Raw genomic sequence first — 15,371 nt, 5'->3', positions numbered from 1 at the left:
AATGATGCGTGCAACAAGCCTGCTGCTGACCGTTTCCGCCGCTGTACTGCTGGGCGGCTGTGTGGCGGATTTCGATGATGACCATCGCCATGGCCGGCATTACGACCGCGATCATGGCCGTTATTACGATCATGACCGGCGCTGGGACGACCGCGACGACGACCGCCGCGACGGGCGTCGTTATCACCGCGACCGGGATGATGACTGACTGAAACGAAGAGGGCGCTCCCCTGCGGGAGCGCCCTCTGGCATTAAAAATGAGCGCTCGCCCGGACGCTGGATCGCGCAGGCACGGAGGCCTCGATGTCCAGCAAATGGGTGGCGAGAATGTCGCTCAGAAAACGGAACTGATCGTTGAGACCGACCACTTCATTGCTGAAATGATTGCTGGCGGCGGGCATCAACAGATCTTCGAAGGCTTCGTCGAACACCAGCGCTTGTGTCTTGCGCGACACGACGTGCTGATCGTAGTAGTTGCTGCCGAAGACCGGGAAACTCACGGCGAGGGTGACGGTACTGATCATGATGTGAACTCCTCGTGCGGTGTGTTTCGGATGGGTTAATCGTGCCTTTGACGAGCGGTCGGCGGAAGGCAATCGTCGCAATGGTGAATATCGACGCCATTGATGGTTGGACTGATGCAGCCCTGACCAGCGGATAAACGGCGTACCGCACGCACCTATACTCATGTCATCTCCCCCGGATTCTTCAGGTCTCCCGCCCGAAGAACAGATAAGGACCGCCACCGTGAACCTGCGTGCGCTGCTCGTCGCCGCACTGGTGTTGCTGGCCGGCTGCGCCACCACGGCGCGGGCCCCGGTGAGCGCGCCGGCGGTGGTGGTCTCGCCGGCCACCTGGCAGCAGATCGACCGGGAAATCGTCAGTGCCTCGAAGCAGGCCACCGAGCAGGTCAAGCTGTTCGCCCGTGGCTCGATGGAACATTGGCGCATTCGGGTCTATGAGCAAACTGAAGAAAATTTCATCCCGTGGTTCAGCAGCTACTGGACCCAGGAATGGCTGTCGATGAAGGTCAGTTGGTACACGATCAGTGCCAGCGGCGAGCAGGACGCCTCGGCCAAACGCCTGGCGGCCTATCTGCTTGAGCAATATCAGGAACGGGTGCTGGCGCCGGTGGCGGTGGAGATCGATCCGGACGCGATCCTCGGCCAGTCCACCGCGTTCTACGCGCAGCTGATGGCGCAGCAGATGCCGGTCATCGCCCAGCGCCATGGCGTGCCCATCGCCCAGCTCAACGGGCGGTTGCAGAAAATCCCCGCCATCGCCCTCGGCCCGCCGCCTGCCCGGGATGCTTCGCTGTACCAGATCGTCAGCACTGAGCCGTTGAACACGCTGCCGGCCTACGCGGCGCTGATCGACAAGATCCATACCGACGGCGGCTCGAAAGGCGTGGCCTCGACCGATACGGCCATGGCGCCGGTGGCCAAGCGCGCCAGTCAGCGCATGGAGGCGGAAATGGCCCCGCGCGGCGCGGCCAGTGCGGTGGCGGCCGCAGCCGGCAAACTGGCCGGGGCGCTGATTTCGGTCGGCGTGGCAGGCGTGCGCGCAATCATTCAGGCCAACGACCGCCCCGACAGCGAAGCCCTGATCCGCAGCAGCCTGGGCAACACGTTCGACAAGGCCTGGCTGAAACTGGTGCAGAACCCGACCACCGGCGTGATGGCCGGCACGCTGCACATGGCGGCGCAGGTCGAGGGCAATCTGGGCGGGCGGAACGAGCCGTCGGTCGGGTTGGGCGTCAACCGTGTCGAATGGCGGCCGCCCGAGTCGACTACTCAGCAGATCGAACCCACCCTGCAAGGAGAATGATCATGGCTTACATCGATGTGTTCGTGGCGCCCGTGCCGAATGCCAATCGCGAACAGTACAAGAAGCACTGCGAAATCGCCGCCAAGCTGTTCAAGGAATACGGCGCGCTGGAGGTGATTCAGGGCTGGGGCGATGACGTGCCGGACGGCAAGGTCACCTCATTCCCGATGGCGGTGAAACTCAAGGAAGGCGAAACCGTATCGGCGGGCTGGCTGGTCTGGCCGGACAAAGCCACCCGCGACGCCGGCATGGCGAAAATGATGGAAGACCCGCGCATGCAGCCGGACGTCAATCCGATGCCGTTCGATGGGCAGCGGATGATCTTCGGTGGCTTCAAGGACATTCTCGAGCCCTGATACACAGCCGTCGGATCACTCCGCCGACGGGGTGATCCGGCAGCCTTTGCGGTTGCGGATCTGCTCGTCCGTCGGCCGCTCGCGCACAAATTCGAAACGCGGCTCACCTTCGCTGTAATGCACCAGCCAGCCCCATTCCAGTTCGCTCTCATCCTGTCCGGGATTCGGCGGTCGGGCCCACCAGGGTTCTTTGCTGAGGATCTCGCGCATGATGTCCTCCGGTTGATGGCAATCGTTGAACTATAAACCCCACGCCGAGAGTCGCCAGAAACGGGCGTGTAGAATCCAGGGATCTCGACGAACGAAGGAGCGTGGCCATGACGGACGAAACGCGCGGGGATCAACCGTTCAAGCGGCTGTTCTTCGCCCTGGACTGCCCGCCGGCGCAGCGCAAGGCGATTGCCCAGTGGCGCGGCGAACTGGGTTTGCGTACCGGCAAACCGGTGCCGGCGGACAACTTTCATCTGACGCTGCTGTTTCTCGGTGCGGTGCCGTTGGCGCAGATTGGCGAAGTCTGCGAGGCGGCGGCAAAAGTGCGCACGCCGGGGGAGGGGCTGAGGATTTCGCTGGATCGGTTGCAGGTCTGGCGACGTGCCGGGGTGTTGTCGCTGGCGCCGGAGCAGGCACCGCAGGGATTGCTGCGGCTGGTGTATGCGCTGGAGCAGGCGATGTTGCCGTTCGGGTTTGAAGAGGCGACACGCGAGTATCGCCCGCACCTTACACTGGCCCGGGACTATCGGGCGCCGGAACCGGAATCCGCCACGCCGCCGGAGTTTTTCCTGCGGGCTGAACGCTTTGCGCTGTTCGAATCCCACAAGGGCCGTTATCGCTCGCTGGCCGACTGGTCACTGATCTGAGCCCACAAAAAAAGGCGCCCGAGGGCGCCTGAATTCACCTGAACCGAGGAAGCCAGGTGAGGCCGTTCAGAGCAGGGGGCAGCGGTGGTAAGGCGCTGCATGAACGGAAATCGATGTGTGTTTATTTGCCGAGTTTCACGCGGGTCCAGCCCCGGGTCATGATCCGTTGCGTGGCAATCGGTTGATCCGGCACCGCATACAGCGTGGCCATCACCGCTTGCGGCGGGTACGAGCCCGGGTCGTTGCGGATCGCTTCGTCCACCAGCGGCGTCGCGGCTTCGTTGGCGTTGCTGTAGCCGATGCTGTTGGTGACTTCGGCGATGATGTCCGGGCGCATCAGGAAGTTCATGAACAGGTAGGCGTTCTCGACGTTGGCGGCATCTCGCGGGATGGCGACCATGTCATAGAAACTGCCGGCGCCTTCCTTGGGAATGCTGTAGTCGATCTCGACCTTGTTGCCCGATTCGACCGCGCGAGCCTTGGCCTGCAACACGTCACCCGAATAGCCGACCGCTACGCAGATGTTGCCGTTGGCCAGATCGGAGATGTACTTGGACGAATGGAAGTACGCCACCGACGGCCGGATCTTCATGAACAGCGCTTCGGCTTCGGCGATGTGCTTCACGTCCTTGTCGTTCACCGGATAGCCCAGGTAGTGCAGGGCGGCCGGGAGCATTTCGGTCGGCGAATCGAGGAAGCTGATGCCACAGGCCTTCAGCTTCTCGGCGTTTTCCGGTTTGAACAGCAGGTCCCAGGAGTTGGTCGGCGCATTCTTGCCGAGCACTTCCTTGACCTTGTCCGGGTTGAAGCCGATGCCGATCGAGCCCCACATGTACGGGAACGCGTGGGCGTTGTCCGGATCACTGGCGGAGGCGTTTTTCAGCAGCACCGGGTTGAGGTTTTTCCAGTTTGGCAGCTTCGATTTGTCCAGAGTCTGATAGACCCCGGCCTTGATCTGCTTGGCCAGGAAACTGTTGGACGGCACCACGATGTCGTAGCCGGATTTACCCGCGAGCAGACGTGCCTCGAGGGTTTCATTGCTGTCGAACACATCGTAGGTCACGCGGATGCCGGTCTCGTCCTCGAACTTCTTGACGGTGTCCGGGGCGATGTAATCCGACCAGTTGTAAACGCGCAGCACCTTGTCGTTGGCCTGGGCGCCCGTGGCGATTGCGCCCAATAAGGACAGTGTCAGCAGAGTCCTGCCAAACATTTTCATCGGTGAAACTCCATTCTTTTTATTCAAAAGCTTTTAAGCCAAAGCGCAAAGCCGTAAAACGCGACGGCCCTAGGCCGTCGCTGCCACTCGTTGAGGTTGCGGTTGCTGCCACGATTCGTTGGCGGTCTGATCCATCGCTTCCTGAATCGCACGCTTGCGGTTGGCTTCTGCCTTGCGGCCGAAGTACCAGACCAGGAAAGTCACCAGCGACACCGCCAGCAGAATCAGGCTGGCCACGGCGTTGATCTCGGGCTTCACGCCCAGACGCACGGCCGAGAACACTTCCATCGGCAGGGTCGTCGAACCCGGGCCCGACACGAAGCTCGCCAGCACCAGATCGTCCAGCGACAGGGCGAACGACATCATGCCGCCCGCCGCCAGCGACGGCGCGATCATCGGGATGGTGATCAGGAAAAACACCTTGAACGGTTTCGCGCCCAGATCCATCGCCGCTTCTTCGATCGACAGGTCCAGCTCGCGCAAGCGGGCGGAGACTACCACTGCCACATAAGCGGCACAAAACGTGGTGTGGGCGATCCAGATCGTGACAATGCCACGCTCCTGCGGCCAGCCGATCAGTTGCGCCATCGCCACGAACAGCAGCAACAGCGACAGACCGGTAATCACCTCAGGCATCACCAGCGGCGCGGTGACCAGACCACCGAACAGCGTGCGACCCTTGAAGCGTGTCACGCGGGTCAGCACGAAGGCGGCGAGGGTGCCCAGCGCCACGGCGGCGATCGCGGTGTAGCAGGCGATTTCCAGGGAGCGCACCACCGAGCCCATCAGTTGGGTGTTGTCGAGCAGGCCGACGTACCACTTCACCGACCAGCCGCCCCAGACCGTCACCAGTTTCGAGGCGTTGAACGAGTAGATCACCAGAATCAGCATCGGCAGATAAATGAACGTCAGGCCGAAGATCAACATGAACTTTGCAAAACCGAAGCGTTTCATCCCCGTGCCTCCATCTCTTTGGCCTGGCTGCGGTTGAACAGCAGAATCGGCACAATCAGGATCAACAGCATCACCACCGCCAGCGCGGACGCCACCGGCCAGTCGCGGTTATTGAAGAACTCTTGCCATAGCACGCGACCGATCATCAGGGTCTCCGGGCCGCCCAGCAGTTCCGGAATCACGAACTCGCCCACCACCGGAATGAACACCAGCATGCAGCCGGCGATGATGCCGTTCTTGGCCAGCGGCACAGTGATTTTCCAGAAGTTGTTGAAGTTGCTCGAACCCAGATCCTGCGCGGCTTCCAGCAGGCTGCCGTCGTGCTTCACCAGGTTGGCGTAGAGCGGCAGCACCATGAAAGGCAGGTAGGCGTAAACCACGCCGATATACACGGCCGTGTTGGTGTTGAGGATCTCGATCGGGTGATCGGTGAGCCCGGTCCACATCAAAAATGCGTTGAGCAAACCGTTGTTGCTGAGGATGCCCATCCACGCGTAAACGCGGATCAGGATCGCGGTCCAGGTCGGCATCATGATCAACAGCAGCAGGACGTTTTGCGTTTCCTTGCCGGTCTTGGTGATCGCGTAGGCCATCGGGAAACCGATCACCAGACACATCAGCGTACTGAGCAGCGCCACCTTCAGCGAACCGAGATAAGCCGACAGGTACAGCTCGTCTTCGCCGAGCAGGGTGTAGTTGCCGATGTTCAGGAACAGCTGGAATTTCTGTTCGGCGTAGGTGTAGATCTCCGAGTACGGCGGGATCGACAGCGCGGCTTCCGAGAAGCTGATCTTCATCACCAGAAAGAACGGCAGCATGAAGAACAGGAACAGCCAGATGAACGGGATGCCGATGACGAACTTTCGCCCGCTGGGCACCAGGCGCAGGAATTGCTGATTGAAGGTTCTCATGAGCGCAGTACCACGCCGCTGTCGTCTTCCCACCAGACGTAGACCTTGTCGTCCCAGGTCGGACGCGCGCCACGACGTTCGGCGTTGGCCATGAACGACTGGACGATCTTGCCGCTCGGCAGCTCGACGTAAAACACCGAGTGGCCGCCGAGGTAGGCGATGTCATGCACCTTGCCTTCGGACCAGTTGTAGCGGGTCTCCGGCTTGATCGTGCTGACGAGCATTTTTTCCGGGCGGATCGCGTAGGTGATCGACTTGTCCTGCACCGAAGTGCTGACGCCATGACCGACGTAGATCTTTTGCTGCAAGTCCGGGCTGTGAATGATCGCGTGACCTTCAAGGTCCTCGATCACGGTGCCGTCGAAGGCGTTCACGTTGCCGATGAATTCGCAGACCATGCGGCTGACCGGCGCTTCATAGATGTCGACCGGGCTGCCGATCTGGGCGATCCAGCCCAGGTGCATGATCGCGATGCGCTCAGCCATGGTCATGGCCTCTTCCTGGTCGTGGGTCACCATCACGCAGGTCACGCCGACGCGCTCGATGATCTCAACCAGTTCTAGCTGCATCTGCGAACGCAGTTTTTTATCCAGTGCGCCCATCGGTTCGTCGAGCAGCAACAGCTTCGGACGCTTGGCCAGGGAGCGGGCGAGGGCCACGCGCTGACGCTGGCCGCCGGACAGTTGATGCGGGCGGCGCTTGGCGTATTGGGTCATGTGGACGAGGCGCAGCATTTCTTCGACGCGGGCATCGATTTCGCTGGCCGGCAAACGGTCCTGCTTGAGGCCGAAGGCGATGTTCTGCGCCACGGTCATGTGCGGGAACAGGGCGTAGGACTGGAACATCATGTTGATCGGCCGCTCGTACGGCGGCATGTCGGTGATATCGACACCGTCGAGCAGAATGCGTCCTTCAGTCGGCCGTTCGAAACCGGCGAGCATGCGCAGCAAGGTCGATTTGCCCGAGCCGGAGCCGCCGAGCAGGGCGAAGATTTCGCCCTGATGGATCTCCAGGGACACATCGTCCACCGCAGTGGTTTCGTCGAACTTCTTGGTAACTCGATCGACCTTCACCAGAACCTTTTTCGGTTGCTGATGACCTTCAAGAGCCTTCCTGTAAGTGCTGGAGGCGTTTGCCATGTGAAACTCCCAACAGGTTTCAGTCGCCGGGCCAACGCGGCCTGGCTTAAGAGTGGATTGCAGACCCGCACCGTGCGGGTTGTTCGGCGCCGCCGTCCTGGCTGCCGGGTGGTGCTTTTTGTTTTCGCGGTGTGTTGCTGATCGCGGATGACGGATGCGCAAACGCGCAGCCGCCGACCCCGCGGGGGCAGTAAATGGTTTTGCAATCGTTGGGTGGCGTCAGCGCTGGTTGCGTCGCGCCGCACGCTGGCGGCAAGCCTCGCCGAATGCCTGGAAAATCCGCAGGTAGTTCGGGTTGTCCAGCACTTGCCATTCCGGGTGCCATTGCACGCCGAGGGCGAAGGTCGGGCTGTGCTCTACCGAGACCGCCTCGATCAGGCCATCCGGTGCCACGGCTTCGGCGCGCAGGCCGGGAGCGAGGCGGTCGATGCCCTGACTGTGAATCGAGTTGACCTGGAATTCACCTGGCAGCTCCAGCGCTTCGAACACGCCACCGGGCAGCACCGTCACGGCATGGGCCGGGGCGTATTGCACGGCGACATCCGGGCTGTCGGCTTCGCGGTGATCGAGCATGCCCGGCAACTCATGCACCTTCTGGTGCAGGCTGCCGCCGAACGCTACGTTCATTTCCTGGAAGCCCCGGCAGATACCGAGTACCGGAACGCCCGCCGCGATGGCTGCACGCAATAAAGGAAGGGTAGTGGCATCCCGCGCCGGATCGTGATCCGTGCCGGGAGCGCTGTCCGGGCCCTGATAGTGGAAAGGTTCCACGTTGGACGGCGAGCCGGTCAGCAACAGACCGTCGAGCTGACCCAGCAGGTCTTCGATTTCAGTCAGTTTGCCAAGGGAAGGAATGACGACGGGCAACCCCAGCGCCGCAACGCTGACAGCGCGAACGTACTTGTCGCCGCTGATGTGATAGGGGTGCAGGCCAATCTGTTTGACGCACGCAGTAACGCCGATCAATGGCTTGAATGCCATTTTTATTCACCTCGAAGTTTGACACTTGAACGAGCTTTTCCGGAGCTTAGCCTCGTTGATTTTAATTAACAACTCCCATGTAAAAAATTCTAAACGCCGTTCATCAAATCTTCATCAAGACCGGGGCTCTGGCGCATGTATTGGCACGAGAGTGTTAAAAAAAGCCCGAAAAATAAACGCTGAGCGGCCCTGTGTTCGCTATTGACTTCACTTTGCCGTTCGGGTTGACTGGCTCGGCGAAACAGCAGTGAACATAATAATTAACAGCTAAATAGGTGCATCATGTCGGTCCCTCTGCGTGCCGTTCAACTCAACGAAGCAAACGCATTCCTTAAGAAACATCCTGAGGTTTTGTACGTCGACCTTCTGATTGCAGACATGAACGGTGTGGTGCGCGGCAAGCGCATCGAGCGCACCAGTCTTCACAAGGTTTACGAGAAAGGCATCAACCTGCCGGCCTCGCTCTTTGCCCTCGACATCAATGGCTCCACGGTGGAAAGCACCGGCCTGGGCCTGGACATCGGCGACGCCGACCGTATCTGCTACCCGATCCCCGGCACCCTGAGCATCGAGCCTTGGCAGAAGCGTCCGACCGCGCAACTGCTGATGACCATGCACGAGCTGGAAGGCGAGCCGTTCTTCGCCGACCCGCGTGAAGTACTGGCCAACGTGGTGCGCAAGTTCGACGCACTGGGCCTGACCATCTGCGCCGCGTTCGAACTCGAGTTCTACCTGATCGACCAGGACAATGTGAACGGCCGTCCGCAATCGCCGCGTTCGCCGGTGTCGGGCAAGCGTCCGGTGTCGACCCAGGTTTATCTGATCGACGACCTCGACGAATACGTCGACTGCCTGCAAGACATCCTCGAAGGCGCGAAAGAGCAGGGCATTCCTGCCGACGCCATCGTCAAGGAAAGCGCCCCGGCGCAGTTCGAAGTCAACCTGCACCACGTCTCCGATCCGATCAAGGCGTGCGACTACGCCGTCCTGCTCAAGCGTCTGGTGAAGAACATCGCCTACGACCACGAGATGGACACCACCTTCATGGCCAAGCCGTATCCGGGCCAGGCGGGCAACGGTCTGCACGTGCACATTTCGATCCTGGACAAAGAAGGCAACAACATCTTCGCCAGCGAGGATCCCGAGCAGAACGCCGCGCTACGTCACGCGATCGGCGGTGTGCTGGAGACCCTGCCTGCGCAAATGGCCTTCCTGTGCCCGAACGTCAACTCGTACCGCCGCTTTGGCGCGCAGTTCTACGTACCGAACTCGCCGAGCTGGGGCATTGACAATCGCACCGTGGCCGTCCGCGTGCCGACCGGTTCGCCGGACGCCGTGCGCATCGAGCATCGCGTAGCCGGTGCTGACGCCAACCCGTACCTGCTGATGGCTTCCGTGCTGGCCGGTATTCACCACGGCCTGACCAACGAAATCGAGCCGGGCGCCCCGGTCGAAGGCAACAGCTACGAGCAGAACGAACAGAGCCTGCCGAACAACCTGCGCGACGCCCTGCGTGAGCTGGACGACAGCGAAGTCATGGCCCGCTACATCGATCCGATGTACATCGACGTATTTGTCGCGTGCAAGGAAAGCGAGCTGGCCGAGTTCGAGAACTCGATCTCTGACCTTGAGTACAACTGGTATCTGCATACGGTGTGAGGCCCTAAAAAGCCAAGAGCCCCTCACCCTAACCCTCTCCCGGAGGGAGAGGGGACTGACCGGGGGATGCTCGGGAAATCCGCCGACCTGAACGATTTTTACCGAATCCATATTCAACTCGGTCGTTCAAGTCGGTGCATCTCCCGAGACACTTCGGTCGGTCCCCTCTCCCCCCGGGAGAGGGCTAGGGTGAGGGCAGCCATCTCAAGTCGAACACACACCAGACACCCCCAAATTCCCCCGCGTCGAGCCACCACCATGACAACGACCCGCAACGACTGGGAACAACGCTTCCAGTCCCTGACCCTCGAATCCCGCGCCTTCATCAATGGCGAATACCGTCCGGCCATCAGCGGCGACACCTTCGAATGCCTGAGCCCCGTAGACGGCCGTTTCCTGGCCTCCGTCGCCAGCACCGATGAAGCCGACGCCAACCTCGCCGTCGAGGCCGCGCGCCAATCCTTCAACTCCGGCGTGTGGGCCAACAAGCCCCCGACCGAGCGCAAGCGCATCCTGATTCGCTTCGCCGATCTGATCCTGCAACACCAGGAAGAACTGGCGCTGCTCGAAACCCTCGACATGGGCAAACCGATCAGCGACTCGATGAGCATCGACATCCCGGCGACCGCCAACGCGATCCGCTGGAGCGCCGAAGCCATCGACAAGATCTACGACGAAGTCGCCGCCACCCCGCACGATCAACTCGGTCTGGTCACTCGCGAGCCGTCCGGCGTAGTTGCTGCGATCGTGCCGTGGAACTTCCCGCTGATCATGGCCAGCTGGAAATTTGCCCCGGCATTGGCGGCGGGTAACTCGTTCATCCTCAAACCTTCGGAAAAATCCCCGCTGACCGCGATCCGCATCGCGCAGCTTGCGCTGGACGCGGGCATTCCGAAAGGCGTGTTCAACGTCCTGCCAGGCTTCGGCCATACCGTCGGCAAGGCGTTGGCGTTGCACATGGACGTCGACGTGCTGGCCTTCACCGGCTCCACGGCGATTGCCAAGCAACTGATGATTTATGCCGGCCAAAGCAACATGAAACGCGTCTGGCTCGAAGCGGGGGGCAAGAGCCCGAACGTGGTGTTTGCCGACGCACCGGACTTGCGCGCGGCAGCACAAGCGGCGGCCGGCGCCATTGCGTTCAACCAGGGCGAAGTCTGCACCGCCGGCTCGCGCCTGCTGGTGGAGCGTTCGATCCGCGAGCAATTCATCCCGCTGCTGGTGGAAGCGCTGCAAGCGTGGAAACCGGGGCACGCCCTCGATCCGGCGACCACCGTCGGCGCCGTGGTCGATCAGCGTCAACTGGACAACGTGCTGCGCTATATCAGCATCGGTCGGGAGCAGGGTGCCGAGCTGATCGCCGGCGGTCAGCGCACCCTCGAAGAAACCGGCGGCACCTACATCGAGCCGACGATTTTTGACGGTGTGACCAACGCCATGACCATCGCCAAGGAAGAAATCTTCGGCCCGGTGCTGTCGCTGATCACCTTCGACACCGTCGAGGAAGCGCTGCACATCGCCAACGACAGCATCTTCGGCCTGGCCGCCGGGGTCTGGACCAGCAACCTGAGCAAGGCCCACACCTTCGCCCGTGGCCTGCGCGCTGGCAGCGTGTGGGTCAACCAGTATGACGGCGGCGACATGACCGCGCCGTTCGGTGGCTTCAAACAGTCGGGCAACGGTCGCGACAAATCGCTGCACGCGTTCGACAAGTACACCGAGCTGAAAGCGACCTGGATCAAGCTCTAATTCTATTTACAACGGTGGACGCCGGTTTTTCCGGCGTCCCTCGGAGAACAATAATGAAACAACAACACGTCAATAGTTATTACGCCGCCACCCGCAACGAAGTGATCGATTTCCCGATCCTCGAAGAGTCGGTGGAGTGCGATGTCTGCATCATCGGCGCCGGCTACACCGGCCTGTCCTCGGCACTGTTCCTGAGCGAAGCCGGCTACAAGGTGACGGTGCTGGAAGCGGCGAAAGTCGGCTACGGCGCCAGCGGTCGCAACGGCGGTCAACTGGTCAACTCCTACAGCCGCGACGTCGACGTGATCGAAGCGCGCTACGGCGACAAGACCGCCGAAATCCTCGGCAGCATGATCTTCGAAGGCGCCGACATCATTCGTTCGCGCATCAAGGAATACGACATCAAGTGCGACTACCGCCCGGGCGGCATTTTCGCAGCGATGAACAAGAAACAACTGAACGGCCTGGCCGAACAAAAGCGTAGCTGGGAACGTTACGGCAATAAAAACCTGAAGATGCTCGACGCTGCGGACATCCGCCGCGAAGTCGGCTCCGACGCCTACGTCGGTGGTCTGCTGGACATGCAGGGCGGCCACATCCACCCGCTGAACCTGGCCCTCGGTGAAGCCGCCGCCATCGTGCGTCTGGGCGGCAAGATCTACGAGCAATCCGCCGCCGTGGAAATCAAATACGGCGAGCCCAACGTCGTACGCACTGCCAAAGGCCAGGTCCGCGCCAAGTACCTGCTGATCGCCGGCAACGCCTACCTGCCGCAAGGCCTCGACAACCGCGTGACCGCCAAGAGCATGCCGTGCGGCTCGCAGATCTGCGTCACCGAACCGTTGACCGAAAAACAGGCCCGCAGCCTGATCACCAACAACTACTGCGTCGAAGACTGCAACTACCTGCTCGACTACTACCGCCTCACCGCCGACAACCGTCTGCTCTACGGCGGCGGCGTGGTCTACGGCGCCCGTGAACCGGACGACATCGAAACCCTGATCCGCCCGAAGATCCTCAAGACCTTCCCGCAGCTCAAGGACGTGAAAATCGATTACCGCTGGACCGGCAACTTCCTGCTGACCATGTCACGCATGCCGCAATTCGGCCGCATCGAGAAAAACGCCTACTACATGCAGGGCTACAGCGGCCACGGCGTCACGTGCTCGCACCTGGCCGGCAAACTGATCTCGGAAATGATCCGCGGCGACGCCGAACGCTTCGACGCCTTCGCCTCCCTGCCACACATGCCGATGCTCGGCGGCCGCACCTTCTCCGCGCCACTGACCGCCCTCGGCGCCGTGTACTACTCGCTGCGCGACCGTTTCGGCATCTGATTAACCTCGCCGGCGGCGCCCCCAAAAAGGGCGTCGCCGGCTTTTTCATGTGCCGTCCATCGAACCTGCTGAGCAACACCAGCAAACGTGATTTAATAGCCGCCTTTCACGGTTCCGGGACACGGGAGCAACGTGATCCGCGCGACCTGCGCGGCACCCGCCACCCACCCCCATCGCCCTTAAGTCGTTCTCACATAAGGCTGTCATGGATACGGGTTCTCGACTCAAACTAGTACGCGAAAGCTACAAACTCTCCCAGCGCGAGCTGGCCCGGCGTAGCGGCGTGACCAATGCCACCATCTCCCTGATCGAACAGAATCGTGTCAGTCCTTCCGTCAGCTCACTGAAAAAGCTGCTCGAAGGCATCCCGATGTCCCTGGCCGACTTCTTCACCTTCGACCAGCCCCCTCGCGAACACCAATACGTCTTCCGCGCCAACGAACAACCCGACCTCGGCCGTCACGGCCTGCGCCTGCTGCTGATCGGCGCCTCGGTCCCCAGCCGCCAGATGCGCTTGCTGCGCGAGCAATACGCACCGGGCGCGAGTTCCGGGGAAGAGCCGATTGTTCACGCGGAAGGTGAGGAGTGCGGGTTGGTGACCCGTGGCACCGTGGAGTTGACGGTGGACGGGCAGGTGAGCGTGTTGAGTGCGGGGGACGGGTATTATTTTCCGACGACGCTACCGCACAAGTTCCGGAATATCGGGGCGGATGAGGCGGAGATTATCAGTGCGAATACGCCGGCGAATTTCTGAGTCTGATTTTTCGTAGCGCTTTCGAGTGATCTATAAAAAACCGCAGAAGTGCGGTTTTTTTGTGCCTGATTTTCAGTACCCCGTTTCGGTTCATGTGATAAATTTGGCGATGTCTATATGCCATCATTTAGGGCGAGAGTGAAGATAATCGCTAAGGCTCGCGATAAAGCCGTGTGATTTATTGCCCTCGTTGCTGCGGCTTCCACGTGTAAGGTCTTGAGAAAGTGGACGTGGCGATTGATTGAAATGAAAGCGACGAAAAGCTTCTTCACGGGTTTTCGGATTGTTGAGTCAGTGGATTTCGATTGAATTTGTAATTGGGGTGAGTCTTGCTTGGGAAAATTGCTGGTTTGTTAGGGATCGTGAGTAAAGACAGATCAACTCCAGCTGTCATACTTAATACAAGGCGACTCAATCGTTTCTCGAAAGGTTTGTTGTGTTTTTCTTTTTTTCTGACGTTGATGGCCTATTCGCTCTGGATTTATCCAGTATTTGAAGAAGTCGATATCACAAATTCGGCAGTGGTGGGTGTTGTGACTTCAAAGGAGTATCAATCGATCACCAATGGGCAGTTTGAAAAGCTCGCTTCTTATAATGAAGGGTCTTTAAGTGAAAATGATTTTGTAAGGTATGATCTTCATGGGGTTCAGGCTTTTAAAGGTGTAATTGTAAAGTTTGACCTTAATCTTGTTCCTGTGTCGGAAGAAAGGTCTGGATGAGGACATAAATACAAGTATGAGAGTGTTTACAGGTTGAGTTTGAACTTCGTTCACCTGGTTGTGTTTTTGATCATTGAAGCCTGTATTTTGTTGTTCGGCTGGTATTTTCTTCTTTGGAAGCCGCCCGCGGCGCAGATTGAGTTTGAAGAAGATGTATTAAGGAATTTTTTTGCTTTTGAAACGGGTGAAAACGCCCCCAGCAACTTGAGCGTGGAGGAGCGTGTAGAGTTGCTTCTTCGGAAATTTCATCGTTTCGCGAAAGACTTGAGTGTACGCAAGCAAAAGCGTCCGGCACTTTTGGTGGAGGATGAGTACGATGTTCAGTATCTGGTTTTCGCATTGTTGAGAATGTATTTTTCAAATGTCAAATCAGAGGACATCGCGCCAAATGTCCTAGGTGGAGGGTCAAGGGTGGACTTCTCGATTCCCGATGAGGAACTGGTGGTGGAAGTCAAAATGGCACGAGCAAGTATGACTGATCGCTCGCTTGGTGATGAGTTGATTCTGGATATCGCCAGGTATCAGTCGCACACGGCGTGCAAGACAATTATATTTTTTGTATATGATCCGGACGGTCATATAAGAAACCCGGCTGCCTTGAAAAAGGAGTTTTGCGCGGCTTCAGATAAGTTGAAAATTATTGTGGTGTTTGCTCCCGATTACTAAGTCTGCTTTGCAAGAGAAAAGGTGACAAGAGAAAAGGTGACACCCATTAGCCGGTCTCAAGTCAAGGTTAAAAGCCACCGCGCCCTGCAGTTTTCAACTGTAGGGTTTGCTCTCCCACTCAACCTGATCGGTTGAACCCGTCGAACCCGTTTCCTCTTCATTGGCTACGAACGAGTCGTGCCAGACACCCATTTGGATCAAGCGGTAGCGATACAACCTGCACCGCCCTGGCAGTTAACTGCC

General features: G+C 59.5%; 17 protein-coding genes. 10 read left to right on the top strand and 7 right to left on the bottom strand.

The genetic code is table 11. The features are described from left to right. Position 1 precedes the first annotated feature (1 nt). Positions 2 to 208, top strand: a complete 207-nt coding sequence (locus EIY71_RS21805) for a hypothetical protein (RefSeq protein ID WP_064382340.1) — start codon at positions 2 to 4, stop codon at positions 206 to 208. Positions 209 to 251: 43 nt separating this feature from the next. On the opposite strand, the gene EIY71_RS21800 is transcribed toward EIY71_RS21805, so the two are convergent. Further along, a complete protein-coding gene (locus EIY71_RS21800) occupies positions 252 to 524 on the bottom strand; it encodes a hypothetical protein (RefSeq protein WP_102688489.1) in 273 nt (90 codons plus the stop codon). Positions 525 to 747: 223 nt separating this feature from the next. Here EIY71_RS21800 and EIY71_RS21795 point away from each other — a divergent pair, with 223 nt between their 5' ends. Together EIY71_RS21795 and EIY71_RS21790 are read left to right on the top strand one after the other, a co-directional pair. Continuing rightward, a complete protein-coding gene (locus EIY71_RS21795; RefSeq protein ID WP_134023049.1) occupies positions 748 to 1,827 on the top strand; it encodes a hypothetical protein in 1,080 nt (359 codons plus the stop codon). A 2-nt stretch (positions 1,828 to 1,829) separates the two neighbouring features. After that, positions 1,830 to 2,183, top strand: a complete 354-nt coding sequence (locus EIY71_RS21790) for a DUF1428 domain-containing protein (RefSeq protein ID WP_085748278.1) — start codon at positions 1,830 to 1,832, stop codon at positions 2,181 to 2,183. Positions 2,184 to 2,198: 15 nt separating this feature from the next. On the opposite strand, the gene EIY71_RS21785 is transcribed toward EIY71_RS21790, so the two are convergent. Beyond that, complete coding sequence (locus EIY71_RS21785; protein WP_007957125.1) at positions 2,199 to 2,393, bottom strand: hypothetical protein; 195 nt, start codon at positions 2,391 to 2,393, stop codon at positions 2,199 to 2,201. Between the two features lie 107 nt (positions 2,394 to 2,500). Here EIY71_RS21785 and thpR point away from each other — a divergent pair, with 107 nt between their 5' ends. Then, a complete protein-coding gene (gene thpR / locus EIY71_RS21780; protein ID WP_134023047.1) occupies positions 2,501 to 3,040 on the top strand; it encodes an RNA 2',3'-cyclic phosphodiesterase in 540 nt (179 codons plus the stop codon). 121 nt (positions 3,041 to 3,161) lie between these two features. Here thpR and EIY71_RS21775 read toward each other — a convergent pair whose 3' ends face one another. The 5 genes from EIY71_RS21775 to EIY71_RS21755 all read right to left on the bottom strand — a co-directional run bounded on the left by EIY71_RS21775 (position 3,162) and on the right by EIY71_RS21755 (position 8,244). Further along, a complete protein-coding gene (locus EIY71_RS21775; protein ID WP_039770922.1) occupies positions 3,162 to 4,259 on the bottom strand; it encodes a polyamine ABC transporter substrate-binding protein in 1,098 nt (365 codons plus the stop codon). A gap of 69 nt (positions 4,260 to 4,328) precedes the next feature. Further along, the gene (locus EIY71_RS21770; protein WP_007957119.1) at positions 4,329 to 5,213 is read right to left on the bottom strand and encodes an ABC transporter permease subunit; all 885 of its coding nucleotides are present in this window, start codon (positions 5,211 to 5,213) and stop codon (positions 4,329 to 4,331) included. Continuing rightward, positions 5,210 to 6,124, bottom strand: a complete 915-nt coding sequence (locus EIY71_RS21765) for an ABC transporter permease subunit (protein ID WP_039770920.1) — start codon at positions 6,122 to 6,124, stop codon at positions 5,210 to 5,212. Before EIY71_RS21765 ends, EIY71_RS21770 begins: the two co-directional genes overlap by 4 nt. After that, on the bottom strand, positions 6,121 to 7,263 hold the full coding sequence (potA, locus tag EIY71_RS21760) for a polyamine ABC transporter ATP-binding protein (protein ID WP_134023045.1): 1,143 nt from the start codon (positions 7,261 to 7,263) through the stop codon (positions 6,121 to 6,123). Before potA ends, EIY71_RS21765 begins: the two co-directional genes overlap by 4 nt. A gap of 219 nt (positions 7,264 to 7,482) precedes the next feature. Next, complete coding sequence (locus EIY71_RS21755; RefSeq protein WP_102687367.1) at positions 7,483 to 8,244, bottom strand: gamma-glutamyl-gamma-aminobutyrate hydrolase family protein; 762 nt, start codon at positions 8,242 to 8,244, stop codon at positions 7,483 to 7,485. A gap of 282 nt (positions 8,245 to 8,526) precedes the next feature. Between EIY71_RS21755 and EIY71_RS21750 the strand changes: the two genes are divergently transcribed. The 6 genes from EIY71_RS21750 to EIY71_RS21725 all read left to right on the top strand — a co-directional run bounded on the left by EIY71_RS21750 (position 8,527) and on the right by EIY71_RS21725 (position 15,128). Then, entirely contained in the window at positions 8,527 to 9,903 is a 1,377-nt protein-coding gene (locus tag EIY71_RS21750; protein ID WP_011333558.1) for a glutamine synthetase family protein, read from the top strand. A 258-nt stretch (positions 9,904 to 10,161) separates the two neighbouring features. Next, positions 10,162 to 11,652 carry an aldehyde dehydrogenase gene (locus EIY71_RS21745; protein WP_134023043.1) on the top strand — a complete coding sequence of 497 codons (1,491 nt, stop codon included), beginning with the start codon at positions 10,162 to 10,164 and terminating at the stop codon, positions 11,650 to 11,652. A 53-nt stretch (positions 11,653 to 11,705) separates the two neighbouring features. After that, positions 11,706 to 12,989, top strand: a complete 1,284-nt coding sequence (locus EIY71_RS21740; protein ID WP_085607508.1) for an FAD-binding oxidoreductase — start codon at positions 11,706 to 11,708, stop codon at positions 12,987 to 12,989. 205 nt (positions 12,990 to 13,194) lie between these two features. After that, entirely contained in the window at positions 13,195 to 13,743 is a 549-nt protein-coding gene (locus tag EIY71_RS21735; protein ID WP_011333561.1) for a cupin domain-containing protein, read from the top strand. A 362-nt stretch (positions 13,744 to 14,105) separates the two neighbouring features. Continuing rightward, positions 14,106 to 14,462, top strand: coding sequence for a hypothetical protein (locus EIY71_RS21730; RefSeq protein ID WP_134023041.1), 357 nt, complete (start codon positions 14,106 to 14,108; stop codon positions 14,460 to 14,462). A 66-nt stretch (positions 14,463 to 14,528) separates the two neighbouring features. Next, the gene (locus EIY71_RS21725) at positions 14,529 to 15,128 is read left to right on the top strand and encodes a hypothetical protein (RefSeq protein ID WP_134023039.1); all 600 of its coding nucleotides are present in this window, start codon (positions 14,529 to 14,531) and stop codon (positions 15,126 to 15,128) included. The last annotated feature ends 243 nt before the right edge of the window (positions 15,129 to 15,371 follow it).

Source organism: Pseudomonas sp. CH235, assembly GCF_004368175.1.
Lineage (GTDB): Bacteria > Pseudomonadota > Gammaproteobacteria > Pseudomonadales > Pseudomonadaceae > Aquipseudomonas > Aquipseudomonas paraglycinae.
The sequence above is the reverse complement of the archived record's forward strand: the minus strand, read 5'-3'. Positions and strand labels throughout refer to the sequence as shown.